At 66.9% G+C, this 22,580-nt stretch carries 24 protein-coding genes; 8 read left to right on the top strand and 16 right to left on the bottom strand.

What is annotated here, in order from left to right; genetic code table 11:
- Positions 1 to 99: 99 nt before the first annotated feature.
- Positions 100 to 1,563: an MFS transporter gene (locus H0X95_RS32340; RefSeq protein WP_059723521.1), complete on the bottom strand. Its 1,464-nt coding sequence runs from the start codon at positions 1,561 to 1,563 to the stop codon at positions 100 to 102.
- An 813-nt stretch (positions 1,564 to 2,376) separates the two neighbouring features.
- Between H0X95_RS32340 and H0X95_RS32335 the strand changes: the two genes are divergently transcribed.
- A complete protein-coding gene (locus H0X95_RS32335; protein WP_006483567.1) occupies positions 2,377 to 3,246 on the top strand; it encodes an RNA ligase family protein in 870 nt (289 codons plus the stop codon).
- A 41-nt stretch (positions 3,247 to 3,287) separates the two neighbouring features.
- Positions 3,288 to 4,421 (top strand): AAA family ATPase, encoded by a 1,134-nt coding sequence (locus H0X95_RS32330; RefSeq protein ID WP_006483574.1) that lies wholly within the window; start codon positions 3,288 to 3,290, stop codon positions 4,419 to 4,421.
- Between the two features lie 62 nt (positions 4,422 to 4,483).
- Here the strand turns inward: H0X95_RS32330 and H0X95_RS32325 are convergent, their stop codons facing one another.
- Together H0X95_RS32325 and H0X95_RS32320 are read right to left on the bottom strand one after the other, a co-directional pair.
- Positions 4,484 to 5,167, bottom strand: coding sequence for a hypothetical protein (locus H0X95_RS32325; RefSeq protein ID WP_059723519.1), 684 nt, complete (start codon positions 5,165 to 5,167; stop codon positions 4,484 to 4,486).
- Positions 5,168 to 5,179: 12 nt separating this feature from the next.
- Positions 5,180 to 5,842: a 5-formyltetrahydrofolate cyclo-ligase gene (locus tag H0X95_RS32320; protein ID WP_230204645.1), complete on the bottom strand. Its 663-nt coding sequence runs from the start codon at positions 5,840 to 5,842 to the stop codon at positions 5,180 to 5,182.
- A 156-nt stretch (positions 5,843 to 5,998) separates the two neighbouring features.
- Here H0X95_RS32320 and H0X95_RS32315 point away from each other — a divergent pair, with 156 nt between their 5' ends.
- The 4 genes from H0X95_RS32315 (at position 5,999) to H0X95_RS32305 (ending at position 8,281) form a co-directional block, all read left to right on the top strand.
- On the top strand, positions 5,999 to 7,102 hold the full coding sequence (locus H0X95_RS32315; RefSeq protein ID WP_058901477.1) for an NAD(P)H-dependent flavin oxidoreductase: 1,104 nt from the start codon (positions 5,999 to 6,001) through the stop codon (positions 7,100 to 7,102).
- Between the two features lie 115 nt (positions 7,103 to 7,217).
- On the top strand, positions 7,218 to 7,589 hold the full coding sequence (locus tag H0X95_RS32310) for a GFA family protein (RefSeq protein ID WP_006482256.1): 372 nt from the start codon (positions 7,218 to 7,220) through the stop codon (positions 7,587 to 7,589).
- The gene (locus H0X95_RS36235) at positions 7,586 to 7,714 is read left to right on the top strand and encodes a hypothetical protein (RefSeq protein WP_006493914.1); all 129 of its coding nucleotides are present in this window, start codon (positions 7,586 to 7,588) and stop codon (positions 7,712 to 7,714) included. The genes H0X95_RS32310 and H0X95_RS36235 overlap by 4 nt, the downstream gene beginning before the upstream one ends.
- A 111-nt stretch (positions 7,715 to 7,825) precedes the next feature.
- On the top strand, positions 7,826 to 8,281 hold the full coding sequence (locus H0X95_RS32305) for a MarR family winged helix-turn-helix transcriptional regulator (protein ID WP_006482257.1): 456 nt from the start codon (positions 7,826 to 7,828) through the stop codon (positions 8,279 to 8,281).
- Between the two features lie 52 nt (positions 8,282 to 8,333).
- On the opposite strand, the gene H0X95_RS32300 is transcribed toward H0X95_RS32305, so the two are convergent.
- The 5 genes from H0X95_RS32300 to H0X95_RS32280 form a co-directional block, all read right to left on the bottom strand.
- Entirely contained in the window at positions 8,334 to 9,050 is a 717-nt protein-coding gene (locus H0X95_RS32300; protein ID WP_006497247.1) for a GNAT family N-acetyltransferase, read from the bottom strand.
- A gap of 168 nt (positions 9,051 to 9,218) precedes the next feature.
- Positions 9,219 to 9,548, bottom strand: coding sequence for a DUF4148 domain-containing protein (locus H0X95_RS32295; protein ID WP_006493913.1), 330 nt, complete (start codon positions 9,546 to 9,548; stop codon positions 9,219 to 9,221).
- A gap of 73 nt (positions 9,549 to 9,621) precedes the next feature.
- Positions 9,622 to 9,948 carry a DUF4148 domain-containing protein gene (locus H0X95_RS32290; protein WP_034201941.1) on the bottom strand — a complete coding sequence of 109 codons (327 nt, stop codon included), beginning with the start codon at positions 9,946 to 9,948 and terminating at the stop codon, positions 9,622 to 9,624.
- Positions 9,949 to 10,011: 63 nt separating this feature from the next.
- The gene (locus H0X95_RS32285) at positions 10,012 to 10,338 is read right to left on the bottom strand and encodes a DUF4148 domain-containing protein (RefSeq protein ID WP_012492627.1); all 327 of its coding nucleotides are present in this window, start codon (positions 10,336 to 10,338) and stop codon (positions 10,012 to 10,014) included.
- A 68-nt stretch (positions 10,339 to 10,406) separates the two neighbouring features.
- Positions 10,407 to 10,826, bottom strand: coding sequence for an organic hydroperoxide resistance protein (locus H0X95_RS32280; RefSeq protein WP_034201940.1), 420 nt, complete (start codon positions 10,824 to 10,826; stop codon positions 10,407 to 10,409).
- 397 nt (positions 10,827 to 11,223) lie between these two features.
- Here H0X95_RS32280 and H0X95_RS32275 point away from each other — a divergent pair, with 397 nt between their 5' ends.
- Positions 11,224 to 12,543, top strand: coding sequence for an MFS transporter (locus tag H0X95_RS32275; RefSeq protein WP_196446353.1), 1,320 nt, complete (start codon positions 11,224 to 11,226; stop codon positions 12,541 to 12,543).
- A gap of 56 nt (positions 12,544 to 12,599) precedes the next feature.
- Here H0X95_RS32275 and H0X95_RS32270 read toward each other — a convergent pair whose 3' ends face one another.
- Positions 12,600 to 13,487, bottom strand: coding sequence for a LysR family transcriptional regulator (locus tag H0X95_RS32270; RefSeq protein WP_006482261.1), 888 nt, complete (start codon positions 13,485 to 13,487; stop codon positions 12,600 to 12,602).
- Between H0X95_RS32270 and H0X95_RS32265 the strand changes: the two genes are divergently transcribed.
- Positions 13,486 to 14,823, top strand: a complete 1,338-nt coding sequence (locus H0X95_RS32265; RefSeq protein ID WP_059723516.1) for an alpha-hydroxy acid oxidase — start codon at positions 13,486 to 13,488, stop codon at positions 14,821 to 14,823. The two genes, H0X95_RS32270 and H0X95_RS32265, sit on opposite strands and share 2 nt — an antisense overlap.
- Before the next feature lie 454 nt (positions 14,824 to 15,277).
- On the opposite strand, the gene H0X95_RS32260 is transcribed toward H0X95_RS32265, so the two are convergent.
- From H0X95_RS32260 to andR, 7 genes are all read right to left on the bottom strand, one after another.
- Positions 15,278 to 16,504, bottom strand: coding sequence for a dienelactone hydrolase family protein (locus H0X95_RS32260; RefSeq protein ID WP_034201754.1), 1,227 nt, complete (start codon positions 16,502 to 16,504; stop codon positions 15,278 to 15,280).
- Between the two features lie 50 nt (positions 16,505 to 16,554).
- Positions 16,555 to 17,403 (bottom strand): SDR family oxidoreductase, encoded by an 849-nt coding sequence (locus H0X95_RS32255; protein ID WP_080403592.1) that lies wholly within the window; start codon positions 17,401 to 17,403, stop codon positions 16,555 to 16,557.
- Positions 17,400 to 18,038 (bottom strand): cysteine hydrolase family protein, encoded by a 639-nt coding sequence (locus H0X95_RS32250; protein WP_059723513.1) that lies wholly within the window; start codon positions 18,036 to 18,038, stop codon positions 17,400 to 17,402. Before H0X95_RS32250 ends, H0X95_RS32255 begins: the two co-directional genes overlap by 4 nt.
- Positions 18,035 to 18,571, bottom strand: coding sequence for an aromatic-ring-hydroxylating dioxygenase subunit beta (locus tag H0X95_RS32245; protein ID WP_006497237.1), 537 nt, complete (start codon positions 18,569 to 18,571; stop codon positions 18,035 to 18,037). Before H0X95_RS32245 ends, H0X95_RS32250 begins: the two co-directional genes overlap by 4 nt.
- The gene (locus tag H0X95_RS32240) at positions 18,571 to 19,908 is read right to left on the bottom strand and encodes an aromatic ring-hydroxylating dioxygenase subunit alpha (protein ID WP_059723512.1); all 1,338 of its coding nucleotides are present in this window, start codon (positions 19,906 to 19,908) and stop codon (positions 18,571 to 18,573) included. The genes H0X95_RS32245 and H0X95_RS32240 overlap by 1 nt, the downstream gene beginning before the upstream one ends.
- Positions 19,909 to 19,930: 22 nt before the next feature.
- Positions 19,931 to 20,890 (bottom strand): PDR/VanB family oxidoreductase, encoded by a 960-nt coding sequence (locus tag H0X95_RS32235; protein ID WP_006491091.1) that lies wholly within the window; start codon positions 20,888 to 20,890, stop codon positions 19,931 to 19,933.
- Positions 20,891 to 20,992: 102 nt separating this feature from the next.
- A complete protein-coding gene (andR, locus tag H0X95_RS32230) occupies positions 20,993 to 21,976 on the bottom strand; it encodes an anthranilate 1,2-dioxygenase regulatory protein AndR (RefSeq protein WP_058901483.1) in 984 nt (327 codons plus the stop codon).
- Positions 21,977 to 22,580: the final 604 nt, after the last annotated feature.

The following is a 22,580-nucleotide window of genomic DNA, read 5'->3' as shown; positions in this document are numbered from 1 at the left end:
CTGTACGGTCCTTATGCTGGGCCTCATGTTCCGCCGGTAGCCGTGGCGTCGCCGGCTCGCTCATTCAGGAGCGCCATCTTCCCATACCCCACATCGCCGTCAAACCGGATTGATGTCGTCCTGGCTGCGCCGCGTGGTCAGCGGTCCGAGCACGCGCAGCGTGACGGCGACGATGCCGAGCGCGACCGAGATCACGCCGAACATCGCGCCCGCGCCGTAGTGGCCGAGCACCGGCAGCAGCACGAACGGCAGCGCGCCGCTGACGATGCGCGACAGCGCATAGGTACTGCCGATCGCCGTCGAGCGCACGCGCGCCGGGAAGATCTCGGCCTGGTACACGTGATACGCGTTGCTGAACACGTTCGACGCGCACGTCGTCAGGAATCCGAAGCCGACGATCAGCACGGTATTGCCCGAATACGCGAAGCACAGCCCGAACACCGCGATCGACAGGATCGACACGATCACGAGCGTGCGGCGCTCGATCCAGTTGAGCAGCGGAATCGACAGCAGCGAACCGATCGGGTAACCGATGAACGACAGCGCGATGAACAGCGTGCTGTCCGTCACGTCGAAACCGCGGCTTTTCACGACCGTGCCGGCCAGCGTACCGAATCCGTAATAGCCGAAGCCCTGGAGCAGGTGAAAGATCGCCAGCATCACGTAGCGCGCGCCGTACGGTTGGCGGCGCAGCAGCGCGATGCGCTCGCCGAGCCCGAGCGGCCGCTGCGGCTCGACCGGTGCCGCGAAGTGTTCGGGCACGCGCACGCCGGCGCTATCCGCGAAACGCCGCAGCGCCGCGTGCGCGTCGGCCGTGCGGCCTTGCGCGAGCAGCCAGCGCGGGCTTTCCGGCAACCGGTGCTGGATGAACAGCACGTACACGACGCCGAGGCTGCCGATCGCGAGGATGATGCGCCAGCCGGCGACGCCCGCCACCTGCAGCGGGTTCAGCCACAGCGCGAGAAAGCCGACGAGCGGCACCGCGACATACGAAGTCGTGTAGGCCCACGCCGCGAGCCGCCCGCGCTTGTCCTTCGGCAGGATTTCGGACAGGAAGCTGTCGGCGACCGGATAGATCGCGCCGACGCCGATGCCCGTCAGGAACCGGCATGCCACGAGCATGTCGGCGTTCACCGAAAACGCACCGACCAGCGAGAACGCGCTGTACCACCCGAGCGTGAGCAGGAACGCCTTGCGCCGGCCGATACGGTCGGCCAGGCTGCCGAGGCACATCGCGCCGACGAACATGCCGATGAACGCGGACGCCAGCAATAGCTTGAAATCGGCGCTTTGCCGGCTCAGCCCGTATTCATGCTGCAACGCGGAGCCGATCGTACTGACGAGAAATATCTCGTACATGTCGAAGAACAGCCCGATGCCGATCACCCAGACGACGAACCGGTGCAGCGCACCGACCGGCAGATCGTCCATGAAATCGCCGAGCGTGACGCGGCGGCCGGGAAGGGCCGCTGCATCGGCGCCGGCGCCTGCTGAAGCGGCCGGCGGCCGCGCGGATTCAGGTCCGCCGGCATGGCCGCCGAGGTCGAGGGATTGGCTGTTCATCGTGTCTCCTGATTATCGATATGCCGGGGCGCGGGGCCCGGCCGTTCGCGACCGGCGTCACGCGCCGGCCGCGCGACGCGACGGCACGCATCGCCGGACTCGTGCAAGCGCCGGTCATGCCGGCTGCGCCGATCGTCCGACACATGGTGGGCAAATCGGCGGCACGTGATAATTGCGGATGTTTCAAGCGTCCTTTCCTGAGCAGAAAGGGTCGGGCGCCCGCGGCAGCCCGTATTCGCCCGGCAGACCGTTGCAGCCTGCGTGGCGGGCGGGGGCGTATCGAAAACGATGGGCCCCCCGCGCCATCCTGCGGGCCGGGAAAACCATGACGTCGGTTGCGTGGCCGCCGGCGCAACCGCCGCCGACGGCCACGCGACCGACGCAGCAAGCGAACGGCACGATGCCGGCGATCGCTTCGGCACCCGATGTGGCGAAAAACATACACATAGGATTCCGGATCATTCATGCATCGATCACGCGTGCGGCGCGTCGCAGCAGGCGCTCAACGCGTTCGAAAGGCCGTAACGAACTCGTCCGGTCGTGCTTGACACCGCCGGAATCGTTTCGTAGCATCCGCCTGCTTCATCCCTGAACCCTCATCGAATCGGTGATCCAAGTGCCCGCAATCATTCGTCCCTTCGCCTGATACGCCGACGACTGCCATCCCGGCCGCGTCGTCCTGCCCGGTTCCGCTCGCGCCATCGCGCCGGAACGGTGATCGCAGGGCCGCTGCCGGACTCGCACTGACACCGCAACGCACTCCTGTCCGTTCGTTCACGTCGTCGGCTTTTTCCCTGTTTCCGGAGAAAGACCATGACGCTGGATTTTCGCGCCTACGCGCAATCGCTCGACCTTGCACGCTACCCGCGCACGCCGCACCTTGAAGGTTCGCGCCTGCAGGACGGCGACGAAGGTCACGACCACGTTCCCTATCGCACCCTCGCGGGCGCGCACCTCGTCGTCGAGGAAAAGCTCGACGGTGCGAACACGGGCATCAGCTTCAGCCCGGCAGGCGAACTGCTGTTGCAGTCGCGCGGCCACTATCTGGCCGGCGGCGGCCGCGAGCGGCAGTTCGGCTTCGTGAAGACGTGGGCGGCGGCCCATGCCGGCTGGCTGCTCGAGCGCCTCGGCGATCGCTACGTGATGTACGGCGAGACGATGAGCAAGAAGCACGCGGTGTTCTACGACGCGTTGCCGCATCATTTTCTCGAATTCGACGTGTTCGACCGTGCGACCGGCCGCTTCCTGTCGACGCCTGCGCGGCGCGCGCTGCTCGCCGACGGCCCCGTACTGTCGGTGCCCGTGCTGTACGAGGGCGTGGCGCCGGCGCGGCTCGCGGACCTCAAGGCGCTGCTCGGCCCGTCGCTCGCAAAAACGCCGGACTGGCGTCACGCGTTCGAGCACACCGTGCGACGGCAGGGGCTCGACCTCGCGCGCGCGTGGCAGCAGTGCGACAAGTCGGAGCAGTCCGAAGGGCTCTACGTGAAGATCGAGACCGACGACACGACGACCGCGCGCCTGAAGTGGGTGCGCCACGATTTCGTGCAGGCGATTCTCGATTCCGCGCGCCATCACTCGGAGCAGCCGTTCATCCCGAACCTGCTCGCGCCGGGTGTCGACCTGTATGCACCGCGTCCGACGGTGACGTGGGGGCCGAGCCCGGCTGCGCATCCGAACCAATGAATGCGAAGCGGCCGCCTGCCGCTTCGACAGGAGTCTCGATCATGAAGTACGAACATCTGCAGGCGCTCGTGCCTGCGCCCGGCCGGCAGCCGGACTATCGCGCATGCCTCGCGGCGTTCCCCGCGCTGGAACACGCGAAAACCACCCCGCAGGAGCCCGCGCATCACGGCGAAGGCGACGTGTGGACGCATACGATGATGGTGATCGATGCATTGCTCGCGCTGCCCGGTTATCGGACGGCGTCGCGCGCCGATCAGGAAATCGTGTTCCTGGCCGCGCTGCTGCACGACATCGCCAAGTCGAGCACGACGGCCGTCGATCCCGTCACCGGTGCGATCGGTCATCCCGGCCACTCGCGCAAAGGGGCGATCGACGCGCGTATCGCGCTGTGGGATGCCGGCGTGCCGTTCGCGGTGCGCGAGGCCATCTGCCGGATGATCGCCGTGCACCAGGTGCCGTTCTTCGCGATGAGCGGCTCGCGCCGCGGCACGCCCGAGTTCATCGCGCGCGAGCTGTCGTGGCAGGTCAGCCTGCCGCTGTTGTGCCTGCTCGCCGAAGCCGACATTCGCGGGCGCATCTGCAACGACACGCAGCGTGTGCTCGACAATATCGAGCTGTGGCGCGAACTGGCGCGGGAGGACGGCTGTTACGGCCAGCCGCGTGCATTCGCCGACGCGCATACCGCACTCAGCTACTTCCGCGGCGCGGACGTGCATCCCGACTATCCGCTGTTTCGCACGCCGGGCTCGCCGGTCGTCGTGATGGCGGGCCTGCCGGCATCGGGCAAGAACACGTGGGTCGCGCGGCATCATCCGGATCTGCCGGTCGTGTCGTTCGACGATGCGCGCGATGCGTTGGGACTGCGTCACGGTCGCAACGAGGGCGCGGTCGCGCACCATGCGGTCGATGCCGCGAAGGCGTTGTTGCGCGACCGGCGGCCGTTCGTGTGGAATGCGACGAACCTGTCGCCGCTGATGCGCAAGAAGACGCTCGACCTGCTGTATGCATACGGCGCCGACGTGACGCTCGTGTACCTCGAACGGCCGCGCGCCGAACTGTTGCGCCGCAATGCGCGGCGCGACACGTCGCTGACGAACCGGGCGCTCGAGGCGATGCTGCTGCGCTGGGATCTGCCGCTGCCGACCGAAGCGCATGCGGTACGCTACGAAGTCTGACGGGCGATGTCGTCGTGCACGCCGGTACGCCGCCTGTCACCGCGGCGTACCGGCGGCGCACCTCATTTCAGTTCCGGATTCTGCTGCGTCGCGCACGCGCGCAGCGCGGCCACGCGCTCGCTGTTGCCGAGCTTCTCGAACAGATCGGCCATCTCCATCTGCGCGACCGGATCGCCTTCACGCGCCGCGCGCCAGCGCAACGACGCGATCATCCCCCTCACGCGTTCGCCGGGCGTTTCGCCGTCGTAGCCCGACATCGCCTGCATCACGTCCGCGAGCTTGTTGTATCCGGCCGGTACCTGATGCGCGAGCAGCCACGCGACCGCCGGCTGCGCGCCTTCCCAATCCTCGTCCTCGAGCGAACTGTTGACGAGTCGCGCCGCCGCGCGCCACGCGCCGAGCGACGCGGCTTTCGCGTACGCTTTGTCGGCATCGCGACCGCGCGACGACGGCGCCGCGGCGAACGCCGCCTGCGCAGCGGCCGACGGCGGCGGCACCGCGAGCTTCGTGCAGCGGAACGCGCCGTCATCGGGCGCGTTGCCGGGCAGACGGGCCCAGCGCAGCTGGTCCTTCAGCGTGCGATCGAGCGTCGGCCGCACGTCGCTTTCCTTCATCGACGCGAATACCCAGGAAGTGCGCACCTTGCGGGCGGCGTCCCAGTCGTCGTCGGCCACGGCGTGTTGCGCGAATGCCAGGCAAGCGGCCGCGCAGGCGATCCGGAGCAGTTGTCGTGCAGGGGATGTCATCGTGGACTCCCCTCAGCTCGCGATGACGATGAAGGCCGTCAACGCAATCGGGAACAGTGCGAGGCCAAGCAGGCCCAGCGCGCCGTCCGCCGCCATCGTGATCGGCGACAGGGCGAGCTTGGCGCCCTTGCCGAGTACCGATGGCCGCTCGATGACCTTGACGTCATACTCGTGATTGAACGCCTGCGGGAGCGACGACGGCGTGACGTCGTTCGGCTGGTAGCGCTTGCCGCTGATCGTACCGCTCTCCGTCAGCTGGTGGCGCTGGTCCTTGAAACCGTCCGCGAGCGCACGCTCGCGAAGCTCGGAGCCGGGAGGCGCATCCTCGCGCGCAAGCCGCAGCACGTAACGCCCGGAGATCGTATCGCCGTGCGTCTCGAAATCGTCGAAGTCGGTATACAACTTGGGACGGTAGGGTGCCGTGAGGTTGACGGCGAGGGCCGGCGGCACATCGAAAATGTAGTGATACTGCTTGCCGATCACGACGAGCTTTTTCCCGTCCGCGCTGATCAGGAACGCCGAGAGCGTTTCCCGGTATTCAGGGTCCTTCATCAGGCGATGGGTGACGGGCCCCAGGTCGGCGCTGGAACAGCCGGCCAGCATGCCGGACGCCGCCACGGCGGGCAGCGCGAGAAATGTTCTTCTTTTCATGGATGGTGTAATGGTGTTGTTCATTATTCGGCCAAACCGCATGAATGTCGGGTGAAGCGTTCGACGAACGCTGCACGGTGACGGCCTTGGACGCGGTTTCGCCGTCCGCTATTCTAGGGATGAAACCGGCAATGCGATACGTGCGGCCGGCATTTCGGCTGCCACCAGGAGACCAGCACCATGCATCAACCGACCGACCGCCGGGCAACCCTGTTGCGCACGCTCGGCATCCGCGCGCCGATCGTGCAGGCGCCGATGGCCGGCGTCAGCACGCCGGCGCTGGCCGCCGCCGTCTCGAACGCGGGCGGGCTCGGCTCGCTCGGCGTCGGCGCAACCGATTCCGACGGCGCACGCAAGATGATCCGCGACACGCGCGCGCTCACCGACCGGCCGTTCAACATCAACGTGTTCTGCCACCGTCCGGCGCAAGCCGACGCGGCCGTCGAGCGCGCGTGGCTCGACTGGCTCGCCCCCGCGTTCCGCGCGTATGGCGCGACGCCGCCTGCATCGCTGTCGGAGATCTACACGAGCTTCGTCGCGGACCACGCGATGCAGGCGATGCTCGTCGAGGAAAAGCCGGCGGTCGTCAGCTTCCATTTCGGGTTGCCGTCCGCTGACGTGATCGCCGCGCTCAAGCGCGCGGGCATCACGCTGTTCGCCACGGCGACGAATCTCGACGAAGCCCGCCAAGTTGCCGCCGCCGGCATCGACGCGATCGTCGCGCAGGGCATCGAAGCCGGCGGGCATCGCGGCGTGTTCGATTCGACCGCGCACGACGATCGCCTCGGCACGTTCGCGCTGACGCGCCTGATCGTGCGCGAATGCGCGCTGCCGGTGATCGCCGCCGGCGGCATCATGGACGGCGCGGGCATTGCCGCCGCGCTCGCGCTCGGCGCGCAGGCCGCGCAGCTCGGCACCGCGTTCGTCGCGTGCCCGGAGACGTCGATCGACGACGGCTACCGCCGCGCGATCCTCGGCGAGGCGGCGCACCGCACCACGTTCACGCACGCGATCTCGGGCCGCGTCGCGCGCGGCATCGCGAACCGGCTGACCGCGCTCGGCGACGACCCGCGCGCGCCGGCCACGCCCGCGTATCCGATCGCCTACGATGCGGGCAAGGCGCTGCATGCGGCCGCGAAAGCGCAGGGCGAATTCGGTTACGGCGCGCAATGGGCGGGGCAGGCGGCGCCGCTGGTCCGCGCGCTGCCGGCGGCCGAGCTGTTCGCGGCGCTCGAACGCGAAACGCGGGCGGCAATCGAGCGGATGCAGCACGTGCTGGACTGATCGCCTGCCGCGGATGTGCAATGTTCTGTATCCGCGCCGCGCGCGGATACAGTGCGATACAACGCCCGCGCGCGGCTTCGCTATAAAGCAGGCATGACCTCTTTCGGAGCCCGTCATGTCTGCCACCTGGTTCAAAGGGTCCTGCCATTGCGGGGCCGTCAAGTTCGAAGTCACGGCGGCCATTGCGCCGGCCGTCCGCTGCAACTGCAGCCTGTGCCGCCGGCGCGGCGCGCTGATGAGCCCGATGTTCGCCGCCGCCAACCTGACGATCGTCGAAGGCGAGGGCGCGCTGACCTGCTATCAGTTCAACACGCACACGGCCCGTCACTATTTCTGCAGCCGGTGCGGCGTCTATCCGTTCCACCAGACCCGCAAGGACCCGGCATGCTGGCGCGTCAATCTCGGCTGCCTCGACGGCGTCGATCCCTATGCGCTCGACGCGACGATCGCCGATGGGGCAAGCCTCTCGGTCGTGGAGGACGCATGAAACGCTGGCTGATGATCCTGCTGTTTGCCGCAGGCGGGCTCGCGACCGAAATCGCGCATCCGGTGCAGTGCACGTTGCTGTCGGTCAGCCGTCAGCCAACCGGCAAGCGCCGCGAGCCGGGCTGAGCGAGCGCGGCGCGCGTCAGCCGATCGAGACCGATTATCATGCTTCCGATAAGATCGCATGCGATATATAATGCGGTTGTCTGCGACCGTTCGCGTCGCTGGAGGAAGTCCATGAAACCGACCGAAACCCCGTCGCCCGCCGCGCCGAAGCTGTCCGAGTTCCTGTGCTTTGCGATCTACTCGGCGAACCTGGCGTTCGGCAAGGCGTACAAGCCGATCCTCGACGAGCTCGGCCTCACGTATACGCAGTACATCACGATCATTGCGCTGTGGGAGCAGGACAACCAGACCGTCGGCCAGCTCGGCGAGAAGCTGTTCCTCGAATCCAACACGCTGACGCCGATCCTGAAGAAGCTCGAGGCAATGGGCTACCTGGAGCGGCACCGTGATCCGTCCGACGAACGCCAGGTGCTCGTCAGCCTGACGAAAAGCGGCCGCCGCGTGCGCGAGAAGGGGCTCGACATGAACCTCGTCGAAGCCACCGGGCTGAAGCCGGACGAATTCGCGAAAGTGCAGAAGGCGATCGTCACGTTGCGCGGCAACCTGATCCGGTCGACCGAAGCATAAGAACGCTCAGGCCCGGCCAACGGCCGGCGCGGGAATCGCGCCGGCCGCGTTGTCACGTGTGCGCGTCGCCCAGCACCAGCAGGTGCATCTCGCGACGGACGACGAAACCGAGCGCGAGATAGCGCTCGATCGCCACCTGGTTCGTCGTGAGGACGTGCAGGAACGGCGTCTCCGCACGCGCGCCGATCGTCGCGATCAACGACCGGACCAACCGCGCGGCCAGCCCTTGCCGCCGAAACGCGGCGTCCACGCAGACGGCGCTGATCTCGGTATACCCTTCGACCTGCATCCGCTGGCCGGCCATCGCGGCCAGCCGGCCTTCGCTGCGCACGCCGATGTAGTGGCCAAGCTCGAACGTGCGCGGGCCGAACGGGCCCGGCTGCGCGGCGGCGGTCAGCGCGAGCATGTCCGGCACGTCGGCTGCGCCGAGCGGAACGGGTTCCGCTTCGTGCGCCGCGTCCAAGGTTCCTTGCCAGGTCATTTGAAGCAACGTCGCGCGCCGGATCGCCGACAGGCTCGCCGGCGCCTCGATCTCGTCCGGCGTGACGAGCGCCGCCGGCCCGTGTGCGGCGATCAGCTCGCACAGCGCGTCGAACGACGCCGGGCTCGTGTCGTCGATCGCGGCAAACGGCGCGATGGCCGTCGGGAACCGCCGCGCGCGCCCCTCGCCAAGCGCAAAGCGGCGCTGCCTGCCCGTGAGCGCATGCCAGACGACCCGGTCGAGCACGTGCGCATCGGCTGTCGCGTTTCCGGTCATGGCGTCCGGCATCGGCGGCTCCTTGGTGGAAGATGGGGAGCCGCACAGAATAATCCCGGACAGGGCGAACGGGTAGCGCTGGCGATACGGTCCGGGACAATACCAATAAAAAAGCGCACGCGATTACATCGCATGCGCTTTATATGGCAGAGGTCGGCGAGTGAATTCGCCGTACCGCGCTCAATGGCCGAAATAGATCGAGCGCTCGGCGGTGCGCACCGTGTTGCGGCTGCCGGACTGCGTGGCGCCGCCGGCATCGCTGCCGTAACCGGCTGCCTGCGTGTCGGCCGCGACGGCACCGTGGTCGCGAATCCGGTTCAGCGCCGCCTGGATATTGTCCGGATAGTTCGGATCGTTGGGACGATTCGGCTGGTAGCCGGCTTGCTGCAGCGCGGCCAGTTCCGCACGCACCTGCGCACGCGTGACGGTGCTTTCGCTTGCAAAAGCCGGCGCGGCGACGGCGGCCGACACGGCAACGAGAACGGTGGCAATCAGTTGGGTCTTCATCATTTACCTCGACAGGATTCGGGAATTCGGGAGTTGCGCACCACACGCCGACTATCGGCGTCGTTCGCGCGTTCGTTCAATGACCGAAGTAGATCGAGCGTTCGGCGATTCGCGTCGCCGGCCGGCTGCCCGACTGCGTAACAGCGGCGGCATCGCTGCCGTAGCCGGATGCCGACGTATCGGCCGCCACCGCGGGACTCGCGTGAATGCGCGTCAATGCGGCCTGCAGATCGTCCGGGTAGTGCGGATCGTTCGCGCGGCCCGGCCGATAACCGGCTTGTGCCAACTGGACGAGCTCGGCGCGTACCTCGGCGCGGGACACGACGGCTTCGTCGGCGAACGCCGGTGCGGCGGCGGAAGCGGAAACAGCAACGAGAAGGGCAGCGATCAGGCGGGTTTTCATCATGCACCTCGACAAAATGGAATCAGCGATAAAGGGAATCAGGTTCACGTACCGGGCGGGCGCTCAGTGACCGAAGTACACCGAGCGCTCGGCCACGCTGACGACATGCCGGCGGCCGGATTGCGTCGCGGTGTCGCCGTTGCCGCCGTAGCCGGCCGCCGGTGCGTTGGCCGCGACGGCATCGTCGGCGCGGATCTGCGTCAGCGCGGCTTGCAGATCGTTCGGGTAGGTCGCGTCGGTCGCGCGGTTCAGCGGATAGCCGACGTGTTGAAGCTGCGCGAGTTCGGCGCGTACCTGCGCACGCGTCACGGTGGCTTCATTGGCAAACGCCGGAGCGGCAACGGCAGACGAAACAGCGACGAGAAGGGCAGCGATCAGTTGGACTTTCATTTTTTTCACCTCGATGGAAAAGGAATCGGGAATTCGGGAGGGCGGCGCTCGGCCGCCCGATGCAACGCTCAGGCGATCCGGATGTCGACGTCGATGTTGCCGCGCGTCGCCTTCGAATACGGGCAGGTCTGATGCGCAGCGTCGACGATGCGTTGCGCGACGTCGCGCTCGAGCCCCGGCACGCTCACGTTCAGCCGGGCCTGCAGGAAGTACGCGTTACCCGCCGTGCCGAGATCCACTTCGGCGTCGACCGCGAGATCGGCCGGCAGCGTCACCTTCGCGGCGCGCGCCGCAAGCTGCATCGCGCCGATGAAGCAGGCCGACCAGCCGGCCGCGAACAGTTGCTCCGGGTTGGTGCCGGTGCCGGCGCTGCCCGGCGACGACAACTGGATGTCGAGGCGGCCGTCGGAACTGCGCGCGGCGCCGTCGCGGCCCCCGGAAGTCGTATGCGTCTTGCCCGTGTACAGCACTTTGTCGATCTTGCTCATCATTTGCTCCGTCGGTTGGTTTGTCTCAGATGCGATTCGATCGCATGCGACGCAGTTTCCGCCTGACGGCCACCCACGTCAAGCGGATTCGATTAAATCGCATGCGATATTTTGTATTTCAATGTATCCGGATCGTGTAGCGCCTCGCGGGACAAGGCTTTCCGGCGATTCGACATCGATGGCCGGGCATCGACGAACGGCGACCGATTCCGGAAAGGCAGCGGGAGAGCAGGGTAGCCCGCCGATCGACGTTTCCAGAAAGCGAACAGGCTCCTTGTCATTATTTCGCTTTCTACAACGCACCGTCTCTTCTAACCTTGCCGGACCCGATCGCGAGCGGCCCACCCACGGCCAGCGCTTGCACGGACAACGAGCACATTCGAAACGGAGACATTACGTGTCGCGCGCCAGCCCTCTTGCAACGGCCACGGATTCCCGGCCGACCGGAACCCTCGCGAACCTGCGGTCCATCTTCAGCGGATCGGTAGGCAACCTCATCGAGTATTACGACTGGTACGTCTATTCGGCGTTTTCGCTGTACTTCGCGAAGGCGTTCTTTCCGAACGGCAACCTGACCGTGCAATTGCTGAACACGGCGGCCATCTTTGCCGTCGGTTTCATCATGCGTCCGATCGGCGGGTGGCTCGTCGGCATGTACGCGGATCGCAAGGGGCGCAAGGCCGCGCTGCTCGTGTCGGTGCTGGCCATGTGCATCGGCTCGCTGATCATCGGGCTGACACCCGGCTACGACACCATCGGCATCGCCGCGCCCGTGCTGCTGGTCATGGCGCGGCTGCTGCAAGGGCTGAGCCTCGGCGGCGAGTACGCCAGTTCGGCGACCTATCTGAGCGAAATGGCTGCCCCCTCCAGCCGCGGTTTCTATTCGAGCTTCCTGTTCGCGACGCTGTCGCTCGGTCAGTTGCTCGCGATGGGCGTCCTCGTGGTGCTGCAGCAGTTCTTCCTGACCACCGCGCAGCTCGAAAGCTGGGGATGGCGCATCCCGTTCCTGCTCGGATCGCTGCTCGCCTGCAGCGCGATCTTCCTGCGCAGCAACATGAAGGAAACGGCCTCGTTCGAGCAGCATCACCAGAGCAAGCGTCGCCACGCGTCGCTCGCCGACCTGTTTCGCCACAAGCGCGAATGCCTGATCGTCGCCGGCCTGACGCTCGGCGGCACGGTGGCGTTCTATGCGTACACGACGTACATGCAGAAGTTCCTCGTCAACAGCGCGGGGATGAGCAAGGCCGACGCGTCGATGGTCTCCGTGCTCAGCCTGCTTGCGTTCGTCGCGATGCAGCCGATCTTCGGCAGCCTGTCCGATCGCATCGGCCGTCGTCCGCTGCTGATCGCGTTCGGCATCCTCGGCACGCTGTGCACGGTGCCGATTTTCCAGGCGCTGCGCGGGGTCGAGACGACCGGCAGCGCGCTGGCGCTGATCATCGGCGCGCTGCTGATCGTCAGCCTGTATTCGTCGGTCAGCGCGGTGGCCAAGGCCGAGCTGTTCCCGGTCGGCGTGCGTGCGCTGGGCGTGGGGCTGCCTTACGCGATCACCGTCTCGCTGTTCGGCGGCACGGCCGAGTATGTCGCGCTATGGATGAAGAGCATCGGACACGAAGCGTGGTTCTTCTACTACGTGTCGGGATGCGTGCTCGTGTCGTTGCTCTGCTACCTGTGGATGCCCGACCCGAAGCGCGTCTCGCGCATCGACGAAGCCTGACGGCCACGCGCCCGTTCCCGGCCGCCCGCGCGTGACGCGCGGCGGCCAATCGCGCATCAGCGGAAATCCGCATACTGCCGCACCAGCGACAGCATCGACGGTATCAACCCGCGCACGTCGCCGCGACGCCACTGGAATGCATACTGAAGCGGCGTCAGCGGCGGCTCGCTCGTCAGTTCGACGAGATCGCCGCCCAGGCGCGCACGCGCCCAGTCGACCGGCAGGAAGCCGATGCCGACGCCTTCACTCAACATCCCGGCCACCGCGCTCCAGTTGTTGCACGCGATCCGGCGCGCATGATTGATCCCGCATGCCAGCAGCCAGTCGTCGAGAATGCGCGTCACGCCCGAACCGGACGGCAGCAGTACCAGCGCATGACGGGCGATCAGCGCCGGCGTCAGATCGCGTTCGCTGCCGACCAGCGTCTCGGCCGCCATCCACGCGAACCGCGCTTCCGCCACCGGCTGCGACATCACGCTGCCGCGCGACGAACGGCCGGCGATCACCGCGAAATCCAGCTCGCCGGCGTCGACTTTCTCCTCCAGCGCCGCGCCCACGTCGACATACGGCTCGAGCGCCAGCTTCGGATGCAGCTTCTGGACCGCCGCGACGAAGCGCGGCAGCCACGTGAGCGCCGACAACTCGCCGACGCCGAAGCGCAGCCGGCCGCTCAACCCTTCGTCCCGCGCGACCGATTCCTGCAACGCGGCGACGGACTCGAGCACCCGCACCACGGCGGGCAGCAACGCCTCGCCGTCGTCGGTCAGCACGGCGCGATGGCCGCTGCGGTCGAACAGCGTGCGCTCGACCACCTGTTCGAGTTCGTTGATGCGCTTGGACAACGACGACACCGACAGATGGAGCCGTTGCGCGGCGGTCGAGAAGTTGGCGCAGGTCGCCGCCCAGTAAAACGCGTCGAGTTGCTTGAGAGTCGGAGTCGCCATGATCTTTCGCTTTTATCGAACAAATTCCTTGGAAGATTATCGCTTTTTAAGCGCCTCGCGCGACCCTAAAATTCCTGCATCGATTCGACAACAGGCCGCAGAAATGACCCCGTCCGCCTCATCCCGTCCCGCAGCCAGCCGTCCGCTGGCCGATACGCGACCGCCGCGCGTGCTGCGCAACATGCTGAGCCTCCACGATTTCGAGGCGGCGGCGCGGCGTGTGCTGCCGCGCCCGATCTTCGGCTATGTCAGCGGCGCGGCGGAGGACAACCGCACGCGCGACGACAACCGCGCCGTGTTCGACGAGTACGGATTCGCGACGCGTGTGCTGCGCAACGTTTCGCAACGGCAACAGACGGTCGAGCTATTCGGACGGCGCTATGCGTCGCCGTTCGGCATCGCGCCGATGGGTATCCATGCGCTGTCGACCTATCGCGGCGACGTCGTCTTGGCGCGGGCCGCGCAGCGCGCGGGCATCGCCTCGATCATGAGCGGCTCGTCGCTGATCCCGCTGGAAGAGGTGGCGGCTGCCGCGCCGGGTACCTGGTTCCAGGCGTACCTGCCCGGCGATCCCGATCGTATTGCCGCGTTGCTCGAACGCGTCGCGCGCGCCGGCTACCGGACGCTGGTGATCACGGTCGACATTCCCGTGTCCGCCAATCGCGAGAACAACGTGCGGACCGGCTTCACCACGCCGCTGCGCCCCGGGCCGCGCCTGTTCTGGGACGGCATCACGCGGCCGCGCTGGCTCGCGGGCACCTTCGCCCGGACGCTGCTCGCGCACGGCATGCCGCATTTCGAAAACTCGTTTGCGACACGCGGCGCGCCGATCCTGTCGTCGACCGTGCTGCGGGATTTCTCCGCGCGCGACCATCTCGACTGGGGCCACCTGAAACGGATCCGGCAGGAATGGAAGGGCGAACTGGTGATCAAGGGGATTCTCAGCGTGGACGATGCCGTGATCGCGCGCGACATCGGCGCCGACGGCATCATCCTGTCGAACCACGGCGGCCGCCAGCTGGACGGCGCGGTGTCGCCGATGCGGATCCTGCCTGACGTGGTCCGGACGCTCGGAGCGGATTATCCGGTGATGATCGACAGCGGGTTTCGTCGCGGGTCGGATGTGCTGAAAGCGGTTGCGATGGGCGCGCGCATGGTGTTCGTCGGGCGGCCGTTCAATTACGCGGCGGCCGTGGCCGGGGAAGCCGGTGTGCTGCATGCGATCGGCCTGTTGCACGATGAAGTGGACCGGAACATGGCGATGCTGGGCGTCGGGCGATGCAGCGCGTTGACGCCCGACGTGCTGATTCGGAAAAGTGGATCGTCGGCGGCGTAGGTGGCCAGGTCGCAGCCGGACGGGTTCGGCGGACGCTTCGACCGGTTCGCGGCAGGGCAGGTGAATCGAAGGTCTGCGGCTGTTGCCGCGTAAGCCGATGGCGGATGGCCGGTACCCGTCAGCGGACGGCTGCCTGTTGCGTCTGCTGCCCGGCAAAGCGGCGCTCGACGTTGTGTTCGCGCGAGCGCGTCGACGCGCTACGCGCGAATATCGACGCGTGGTGGGAACGCATCGACGGAACCGGTTTTCCGGTGGTTTAACGCGCCGATCCTTTTATCGAGGAACACGTAGTTGGAGCATATGATGGTGCTATCAGGATAACTTTTCTTATCACAATAGCTCGATTCAGTTTACAAACTGGCCGATTCGAAAACGCGCCGCTGCCGGTCACGAAAACCGCCGATGGCAGCGTCACCACCGGCGAAGGAGGGCGCGTCGTGGCCGACAGGCGCCGCTATCGCGCCGGTTCGCTCTCGCGCCAGCGCACCATCAGCGTATTCGACGGCAACGTTTCGTCGCGCAGCTTGCGCGCGACGTCGACGCCCCCGACCGGCAACCCGTGCGGATCGAGCAGCCCGAGCTGCACGAGCACGCTCGCCTGGTCCCAGTAGATGTGCTCGTTGTAGAGCTTCGGCCCGCGGAATTCGACGACGACGACCATCGGAATCTCCACGCGCTTGCCGGTCGGCGCGACGCCGGGCAGCAGCCAGTCGATCTCCCGGTCGTGCGTAAACGTCAGGATGAACTCGTCCACCATGCGATCGACGCCGACCACGCGCGAGATCGGCGCCATCGCCATGTCGGCCGGGTTGCCGTGGATGAAGTGATGCGTGTAGAAGCGCTTCAGTTCCGTGTACCCGGTGCCGCCCGTCATGGTCGGCACGTGATTCACGTACGGTTCGGGCACCATGGTCCGCATCGTCTCCTCGGGATCGCGCGCGGCGAATTCCAGATGGAAGTGATGATCGGCGAGCGCGCCCAGATCGTAGTCGGGGCCGAGCACCTTGCGAAACACCGCAAGACTGCGTGTGTGCGCGGACATCGCGGCCGCCTTGACGAAGGTCGGCCCGCTACGGCTGAAGGCATGGCCGGCACCGTCGTACGCGTAAAGCTTCAGGTTCGGCTTGCCGTCCAGCGCCGCGCGGATCGCCGTCACGGTCGCGGGCGGATTGAGCGGATCGTCGGCGCCGAAATGCAGTGCGAGCGGGCACGCGATGCGCTCGGCCAGTTCGAGCGACTGCTCGATGCCGACACCGTAATAGCCGACCGCGCAATCGACGTCGCCCTGCGCCGCGGCGAGCCACGCGAGCTTGCCGCCGAGACAGAAGCCGAGCACGCCGACCTTGCCGGTCGATTCGGGCAGCGTGCGCGCATGGGCGATGGTCGCACGGATATCGTCGACGGCGCGGGCCACGTCGAGGCGCGTGTAATAGTCGAAAGCCTTGGCATGGTCGGCGTCCCCGTAACCAAGTTCGATGTTCGGACCGAACGGGTGGAACAGGTCCGGCGCGATGACGACGTAGCCCTCGGCCGCATAGAGATCCGCCACTTTGCGCATCTCGGCGTTCACGCCGAAGATTTCCTGCAGCAAGACGATGACCGGGCCGTGGCCCGCTTCCGGCAGCGCGAGATAGGCGTCGAACGCCGTGTCGCCCCGTTCGATTCTGATGTGCTTCTTCATGGTTGAAGTCCCGATGGAAGAGGGGGAAGGAATGCGAGCCGAACGGTTCGCTACTGCGCTGCGCGCCGTTCGAACCATTCGCGCGGCGAGCGGCCCTGATCCGGCCCGAGGATCGAAAAACCGCCGTCGACCGGTACGTCGATCCCGGTGATCCACGCGGCATCGTCCGAACAGAGAAACGCGACGACTCGCCCGATCTCGTCGCCGCGACCGACGCGGCCGAGCGCATGCAGCGGCCGGCCGACGCGGTCCGCGACGTCGACCGACCCACCCGCGAGCCGTTCCAGCGACGGCGACCACGTCCAGGCGGGCGACACGCTGACCGCCCGCAGGCCATGCGGCGCCAGCTCCACGGCGAGATTGCGTGTCAGTTGCAGCAGCGCGGCCTTCGACGCCGGATACAGCGCGCGGCCGGCCGCGCCGAACTTGCCGCCGACGCTGCCGAGGTTGACGATCACGCCACCGCGCCGCAGATGCGGCGCGGCCTTCTGCGCGAGGATCGCCGCCGACACGAGATTGACGTCGAGCAGGCGCGACCATTGTTCGCGCGTCGACGCGAGGCCTGCATCGTCGTAGCTGCACGCATTGTTCACGACGATGTCGAGACCGCCGAACGCGGCGAGGGCAGTCGCGATCGTGCTGTCGAGTCGCGCGTCGTCGGTGACGTCGGTGTGTGCGAAGCGCGCCGATGTGCCGATCGAGGCGGCCAGCGCGTGGCCGGCCGCGTCATCGAGCCCCGCGATCAGCACGCCGGCGCCTTCGCTCGCGAGGGCGCGCGCGATGTCGGCGCCGAGCCCCTGCGTCGCGCCGGTGACGATCGCGACCTTGCCCGCGAGGCGTGCGCGCGTGCCAGCCGGGCTCGTCTGCGAGGACGCTTCGGAAGCGTGCGAGACGTTCATGTGCCCTCCGTGTGCGACGCGTGGCCGAACAGCTCCGCCACGCTGGAAATACCCGCGATCAAGCGCATCGACTCGAGCGATGCATCGTGCTGCCGACGATCCGCGCACGCGCAGGCGTCGGCCGCGACGGTCACGCGATAGCCGAGATCGGCGGCATGGCGCACGGTCATTTCTACGGTCGAGTGCGTGGCGACGCCGGCAACGATCAGGTGACGCACGTCGTGCGCCGCGAGGATCCGTTCCAGCGGCGTACCGATGAAGCCGCTCGTGCACTGGTGATGGATGACATGGTCGAGCGCGCGCGCCGGATCGGGTTCGAGCGTCGGGTAAAACTGCGCGCCCCAGCTGCCGTCGCGTAGCGCGCCGAGCTCGGCCGTGCGCACGAAAATCGGTGCATTGCGCGGCAAGTCCGCGTAATCCTCGCGGAAGGCGATGCGGACATGCGCGATCGGCAAGCCGAGCCCGCGCGCGCCGGCCAGCAGCGCGCGGGCCGCGTCGAGCACCGCCGCGCGGTCGGGCCGGTCCGCGTCGAAGCCGACGCGAATCTTGCCGCGCGGATCGAGCACGTCGTTCTGGTAATGCAGCGCGATCACGGCGGTGCGCGCAAGCGGTATCGACTGCGATGTGGCGTTCACACGAATACCTCCAGGTTCGCGAGCGCATCGGTCGAGTTGATGAGATCGACGCGCTTCAGATAGATCTTCCAGTCCGGGCCGCGCGTATCGAGCTTGTGCGTGACGAGCCCGGCGAGCGTGCGCTGCCCGATGCGCCATTCGTTGACGATCAGCGTCGAGTGGACCACCAGCCGGCCGGCCGCATCGCGGCCGTCGACGATCACGTTGCCGACGATGCGCGCGGTGCGCGTCGACGGCTGCTGCGACCAGTTGCGCCGGTTCGTCACGCGGGCCGCGCGCACTTCGCGCAGCGTCGCATCCTCCCAGAAGAGCGAGATATGGTCGCGCGGGCTGGTCTGGCCCGGCTCGTGCGGCAGCCAGTACATGCCGTCGGGCGTCCACAGGTCGAGCCATGCGTCGAATGCGCGCGTATCGAGCAGCCGCGCCTCGCGAAACAGAAACTGTGCCGCCTGCGCGTGCAGCGCCGCGTCGGCGGCGAGGGCAGGGGCGTCGACCGCGACGGTCGACAGGTCGAAAGCCGGATCGTGCAGCATCAGGCGTCTCCTGCGCGCGTGCGCGCGGGTGGGGCGGCCTCGTCGACCATGAAGCGTTTCCACGCGGCGAACTGGTTGCGCATCGGCAATTCGCTGGTGCCGTTGATCGACACGAAGCCGTCGTCCGTCGCGCGATCCGTGCCCGCGTAGCGATGCATGCTCACCCACTCGCCGCCGCGGGTCTGATTGCCTGCCTGGCAGCGTGCGTAGACTTCGACGTCGTCCGGCATCACGTTCGACGACGGCGAATTGATCACGTTCGCGTAGGTCAATGCGCGATCGAACACCGCGTCGGGTGCACCTTTCAGGCGAAACAGCTGGATTTCAACCAGTGTCCGGTCCACCGCGATCGGACGAATCACGCGGAACTGCTGAAACACCGTATGCGGGGAACCGCTGCCGTAGATCACGGTGTTGTGGCGATTCATCCCAAGAATCCGGCGTGCGCGTTCGTCGCCATAAGCCTGCGCGAGCACCGCGAAATGCGCGTTCGACACCGAATCGCGTTCGGCCGCCGCCGGATCGAAAATCCCTTCCATGTAGCCGTGGCCGTATGCGTAGGCGCGCAGTTCCAGTTTTTCCCAGAATTCGTACGGCTCGCCGTTGCCGTCCATGATGAGCAGCTCGAACGGCATCGCGCCCATTTCCTCGGCCTGCGCGCGGGCCGACATCACCGACGATTCATGCGTGACCGGCGCATGCATCGTGTCGTGCAGGTTCTCGTAGAACACTTTCCAGTTCGAGCGCTGCAGGACGCGGAACACGCCCCCCGTGACCTCGACCTCGCCGACCGGGGAACGGTCGCACAGATTGTCGATCGACGACACGACGCCATTCAGGAAGGTCCGCAGATCCGGGCCGTCGTCGCTCTGGCTCGCGAACACGAAGCCGCGATAGCTGTCCACGCGCGCGACGCGGCGCATCGAGAAATCCGGATGCTTCGGGTCGAAGCAGGTGTTCTGCAGGCCGTTGCGCAGCGGCGCCGACAGGTGCGTGCCGTCGTGCCTGAAGGTCCAGGCATGATACGGACACCGGAAGAATTTCCCGACCGAGCCGTCGCCGTCGGGTACGACTTTCGCGCCCTTGTGCGGACACCGGTTGTAGATCACGTGGATCGTGCCGTCGGATGCACGCACCATCACCACGTCCTGGTCGCCGATACGCGTCGTGTGATAGTCGCCGGCCGTCTTGACCTGGCTCTCGTGGCCGACGTAGATCCACGCACGACCGTAGATCCGTTCCATTTCCAGCGCGAAGATCGCGGGATCGGTATAGAGGCGCTTGTGCACGCTGTCGGGGCGCACCAGCCCGGCCAGCATCTCGTTGGTAACGCTCATGGGGTTTCCTCGATGGGAAGGGTCAAAGATCCAGCACGAGATGCGCGCCGTGCGCGCGCGACACGCATGGACAGAACGCGCCGCTCGCGTGGTCGTCGTCGCTCAGGCAGATGTCGCGGTGATCGGGATCGCCGTCGAGCAAGCGCACCGCGCACACGCCGCAATCGCCGCGCCGGCAGTCGTAGAGCGGATCGAGGCCGGCTTCGATCATCGCGTCGAGAATCGACGTGCCGGGCGGCACGTTCAGCACGTGCCCCGAGCCGGCGAGACGCACTTCGACCGTGGCGTTTTCCGCCGTCGCGACCGGCGCGGCAAAGCGTTCGCAGTGCAGCGCGTCGTCGCGCCAGCCAAGATGCCGCGCGGCCGCGAGCGTCGCCTCGATGAGCCCGGCGGGCCCGCACACGTACAGATGCGTGCCGCGCTCGGGCGCGCCGATCGCGTCGGCCAGCGGCAGGCCGCGCGACGGTTCGCCGTCGTCGAACCAGCATGTCGCACCCGGTAGCGCGGCAACCTCGTCGCGATAGGCCATCGACACGGCATCGCGCGCGGCGTAGTGCAGCGTGAACGGCCGCCCGCTGCTCGCCAGTTCGCGCGCCATCGCGAGAATCGGCGTGATGCCGATGCCGCCGGCCACGAGCAAGTGCCGGCGTGCGCGCGCGACGAGCGGAAAATCGTTCCGGGGCGGATCGATGTCGAATTCGTCGCCGGGCGCACAGGCGTGCATCCACTGCGAACCGCCGCTGCCGGCCGCTGCGTGCAGCACCGCGATTTCGTAACGATCGATCGAATCGGCGCGGCCGCCGGCGTTCACGAGCGAATATGCACGCCGTTGCGAACGAGGGGAGAGGGGCACGTGCACGCCGATATGCGCGCCGGCCGTGAACCCGGGCAGCGGGCCGCCGTCGGCGGCGACGAGATGCAATCGGCGGATTGCGGGCGTCAGCGCATCGATGCGCTCGACGCGAATTCTGAGCGGGGACATCCAGCGGCTCCGTTGAATTCAGAGGAGGCCACTGTATGCGGGCGAATGTGCCGCGAATATCCGGCGAGCGCAGCGCCTGTCCGGCGCGCGCAGAATTTCCGCTCAGCCAGCGGACTGGCGCGCGCGCCGCAACGTATCCGACGGCGATTCCCGGAACGTTTCGCGGTACAGGGCGGCGAAGCGGCCCAGATTCGCGAAGCCGCAACGGAGCGCCACGTCGGCCACGCGGTCACTTTCGCGGCCTTGCAGCAATCGGTCGCGTGCGCGTTCGAGACGCCGTTCGCGGACCAGCTGCATCGGGCTGCCGCGCGAGAAACGCTGGAACCCGTCGAGCAGCGTACGCACCGGCACGTCGGCCGCCAGCGCGATATCGGCCAGCGTGATCGGCTCGCACGCGTGCTCGTCGATATAGGCTTCCGCGCGCTTGACCGTGCGCGGCACGAGCGCCGTTCCGCCGGGCCGCGTCTGGCAGTGATGCGGCTGCCCGGCGAGCAGGAGCGAGATCACGAGCCGCTCGAATTCGAGTGCGATACGGCGGTCGCGCTGCGCGAGCGCGACCGTCTCCGGCGACGACGCCATGACGCGCAACTGCATCAGCCACGGCAAGAGTTCGGAGCGGGAGAGATCGAGCACCGGCTCGATCTGCAGATGGTCGTAGCCGGTGTGAGCCAGGATCGCGCGCTTGTCGACGCGCACGAAGAACTGCTCGCAGTCGCGGGAGAACGTGCCGCCGAAATGGCTGGCCGGGCTGACGATGACGCCCTGCGCCGGCCCGATGATCACGCGCCGGCCGCCGACGCTCACGTCCGCATAGCCGCCGAGGCTGAGGATCGCGAGATAGTAATCCTCGATTTCCCCGGCATCGACGCCCATCGCGACGTCGTAACCGATCGTGCCGAACCCGACGCTGTCGATCCGCACGTAGTCCATGTACGCGGAATAGCCGCCACGCGAGCTGCCAGGGATGAGTCGATGCGGCTGCAGCACCGCGGCGATCCGTTCACGCGTGTCGTCGATATCGACCGATTCGAAATAGCGGTATCGACGGAGCAGGGTCGGCTCAATCGGCAAGGAAGCATTGGGCATGGCGAATCTTCTTTGCGTATGCGGGGAAACCCGGGGCGCGACATCGAACGATCGCCGTTGTTTTCCGGGGCACGTTCACTGTACACGTTTGCGACAAGGTCAATAAAACGGCCAATATCGGCCTCCGGATACTTGCGGGAATCGGACAGGCAGCCGTGTGCGGCTGCGTTTATTGGCTGGATATCGGCCGGATGGTGAGCGTCGGCGGACGTCATATTCGCTCGGGTCGCCACACGCGCCGGACGATGCCGGCGGAAATCCTCACGTTCGCGTGGGAATGGATGGCGACTTCATCCTGCGTCCGTGTGGCGTCGCCTGATCACGACGAAACCGAGCGCATGAAGACGATGCCGGGCGCTTGGTCGCGAGTTGGGATCGGCCCGAGGTCGGTCGCGTGATTGGATGCGACGAGTAGCGACGCTGGATAGCTTGCGACGGGTCGAAAAGCGGACATTTCAATCTAGCCACTACAACATAATGTCATACCCGGATTCAGATGTCGTAGCGCCAGCTAAATACAGATGTCGCATGTTTCATCGGTCTTTCCATCCTTTAACGTTGAAGCGCCGAGCCTGAAGCAGCAGGGCGCTTACGTTCATCAGCG

Source organism: Burkholderia sp. 9779_493 (assembly GCF_015712215.1).
Classification (GTDB): domain Bacteria; phylum Pseudomonadota; class Gammaproteobacteria; order Burkholderiales; family Burkholderiaceae; genus Burkholderia; species Burkholderia cenocepacia.
Note: the sequence above shows the minus strand (reverse complement) of the source record. Positions and strands in the feature narration are given on the sequence as shown.

Excerpts from the sequence above, each read along its gene's own strand:
- H0X95_RS32315 (WP_058901477.1), top strand. The coding sequence starts at position 5,999 with ATGCATCAACCGACCGACCGCCGGGCAACCCTGTTGCGCACGCTCGGC.
- andR (WP_058901483.1), bottom strand. The coding sequence starts at position 21,976 with ATGCCCAATGCTTCCTTGCCGATTGAGCCGACCCTGCTCCGTCGATAC.
- H0X95_RS32320 (WP_230204645.1), bottom strand. The coding sequence starts at position 5,842 with ATGAACAACACCATTACACCATCCATGAAAAGAAGAACATTTCTCGCG.
- H0X95_RS32240 (WP_059723512.1), bottom strand. The coding sequence starts at position 19,908 with ATGAGCGTTACCAACGAGATGCTGGCCGGGCTGGTGCGCCCCGACAGC.
- H0X95_RS32305 (WP_006482257.1), top strand. The coding sequence starts at position 7,826 with ATGAAACCGACCGAAACCCCGTCGCCCGCCGCGCCGAAGCTGTCCGAG.
- H0X95_RS32300 (WP_006497247.1), bottom strand. The coding sequence starts at position 9,050 with ATGCCGGACGCCATGACCGGAAACGCGACAGCCGATGCGCACGTGCTC.
- H0X95_RS32330 (WP_006483574.1), top strand. The coding sequence starts at position 3,288 with ATGAAGTACGAACATCTGCAGGCGCTCGTGCCTGCGCCCGGCCGGCAG.
- H0X95_RS32270 (WP_006482261.1), bottom strand. The coding sequence starts at position 13,487 with ATGGCGACTCCGACTCTCAAGCAACTCGACGCGTTTTACTGGGCGGCG.
- H0X95_RS32295 (WP_006493913.1), bottom strand. The coding sequence starts at position 9,548 with ATGATGAAGACCCAACTGATTGCCACCGTTCTCGTTGCCGTGTCGGCC.
- H0X95_RS32235 (WP_006491091.1), bottom strand. The coding sequence starts at position 20,890 with ATGTCCCCGCTCAGAATTCGCGTCGAGCGCATCGATGCGCTGACGCCC.
- H0X95_RS32280 (WP_034201940.1), bottom strand. The coding sequence starts at position 10,826 with ATGAGCAAGATCGACAAAGTGCTGTACACGGGCAAGACGCATACGACT.
- H0X95_RS32245 (WP_006497237.1), bottom strand. The coding sequence starts at position 18,571 with ATGCTGCACGATCCGGCTTTCGACCTGTCGACCGTCGCGGTCGACGCC.
- H0X95_RS32265 (WP_059723516.1), top strand. The coding sequence starts at position 13,486 with ATGATCTTTCGCTTTTATCGAACAAATTCCTTGGAAGATTATCGCTTT.
- H0X95_RS32335 (WP_006483567.1), top strand. The coding sequence starts at position 2,377 with ATGACGCTGGATTTTCGCGCCTACGCGCAATCGCTCGACCTTGCACGC.
- H0X95_RS32325 (WP_059723519.1), bottom strand. The coding sequence starts at position 5,167 with ATGACATCCCCTGCACGACAACTGCTCCGGATCGCCTGCGCGGCCGCT.
- H0X95_RS36235 (WP_006493914.1), top strand. The coding sequence starts at position 7,586 with ATGAAACGCTGGCTGATGATCCTGCTGTTTGCCGCAGGCGGGCTCGCG.
- H0X95_RS32285 (WP_012492627.1), bottom strand. The coding sequence starts at position 10,338 with ATGAAAGTCCAACTGATCGCTGCCCTTCTCGTCGCTGTTTCGTCTGCC.
- H0X95_RS32260 (WP_034201754.1), bottom strand. The coding sequence starts at position 16,504 with ATGAAGAAGCACATCAGAATCGAACGGGGCGACACGGCGTTCGACGCC.
- H0X95_RS32310 (WP_006482256.1), top strand. The coding sequence starts at position 7,218 with ATGTCTGCCACCTGGTTCAAAGGGTCCTGCCATTGCGGGGCCGTCAAG.
- H0X95_RS32290 (WP_034201941.1), bottom strand. The coding sequence starts at position 9,948 with ATGAAAACCCGCCTGATCGCTGCCCTTCTCGTTGCTGTTTCCGCTTCC.
- H0X95_RS32340 (WP_059723521.1), bottom strand. The coding sequence starts at position 1,563 with ATGAACAGCCAATCCCTCGACCTCGGCGGCCATGCCGGCGGACCTGAA.
- H0X95_RS32255 (WP_080403592.1), bottom strand. The coding sequence starts at position 17,403 with ATGAACGTCTCGCACGCTTCCGAAGCGTCCTCGCAGACGAGCCCGGCT.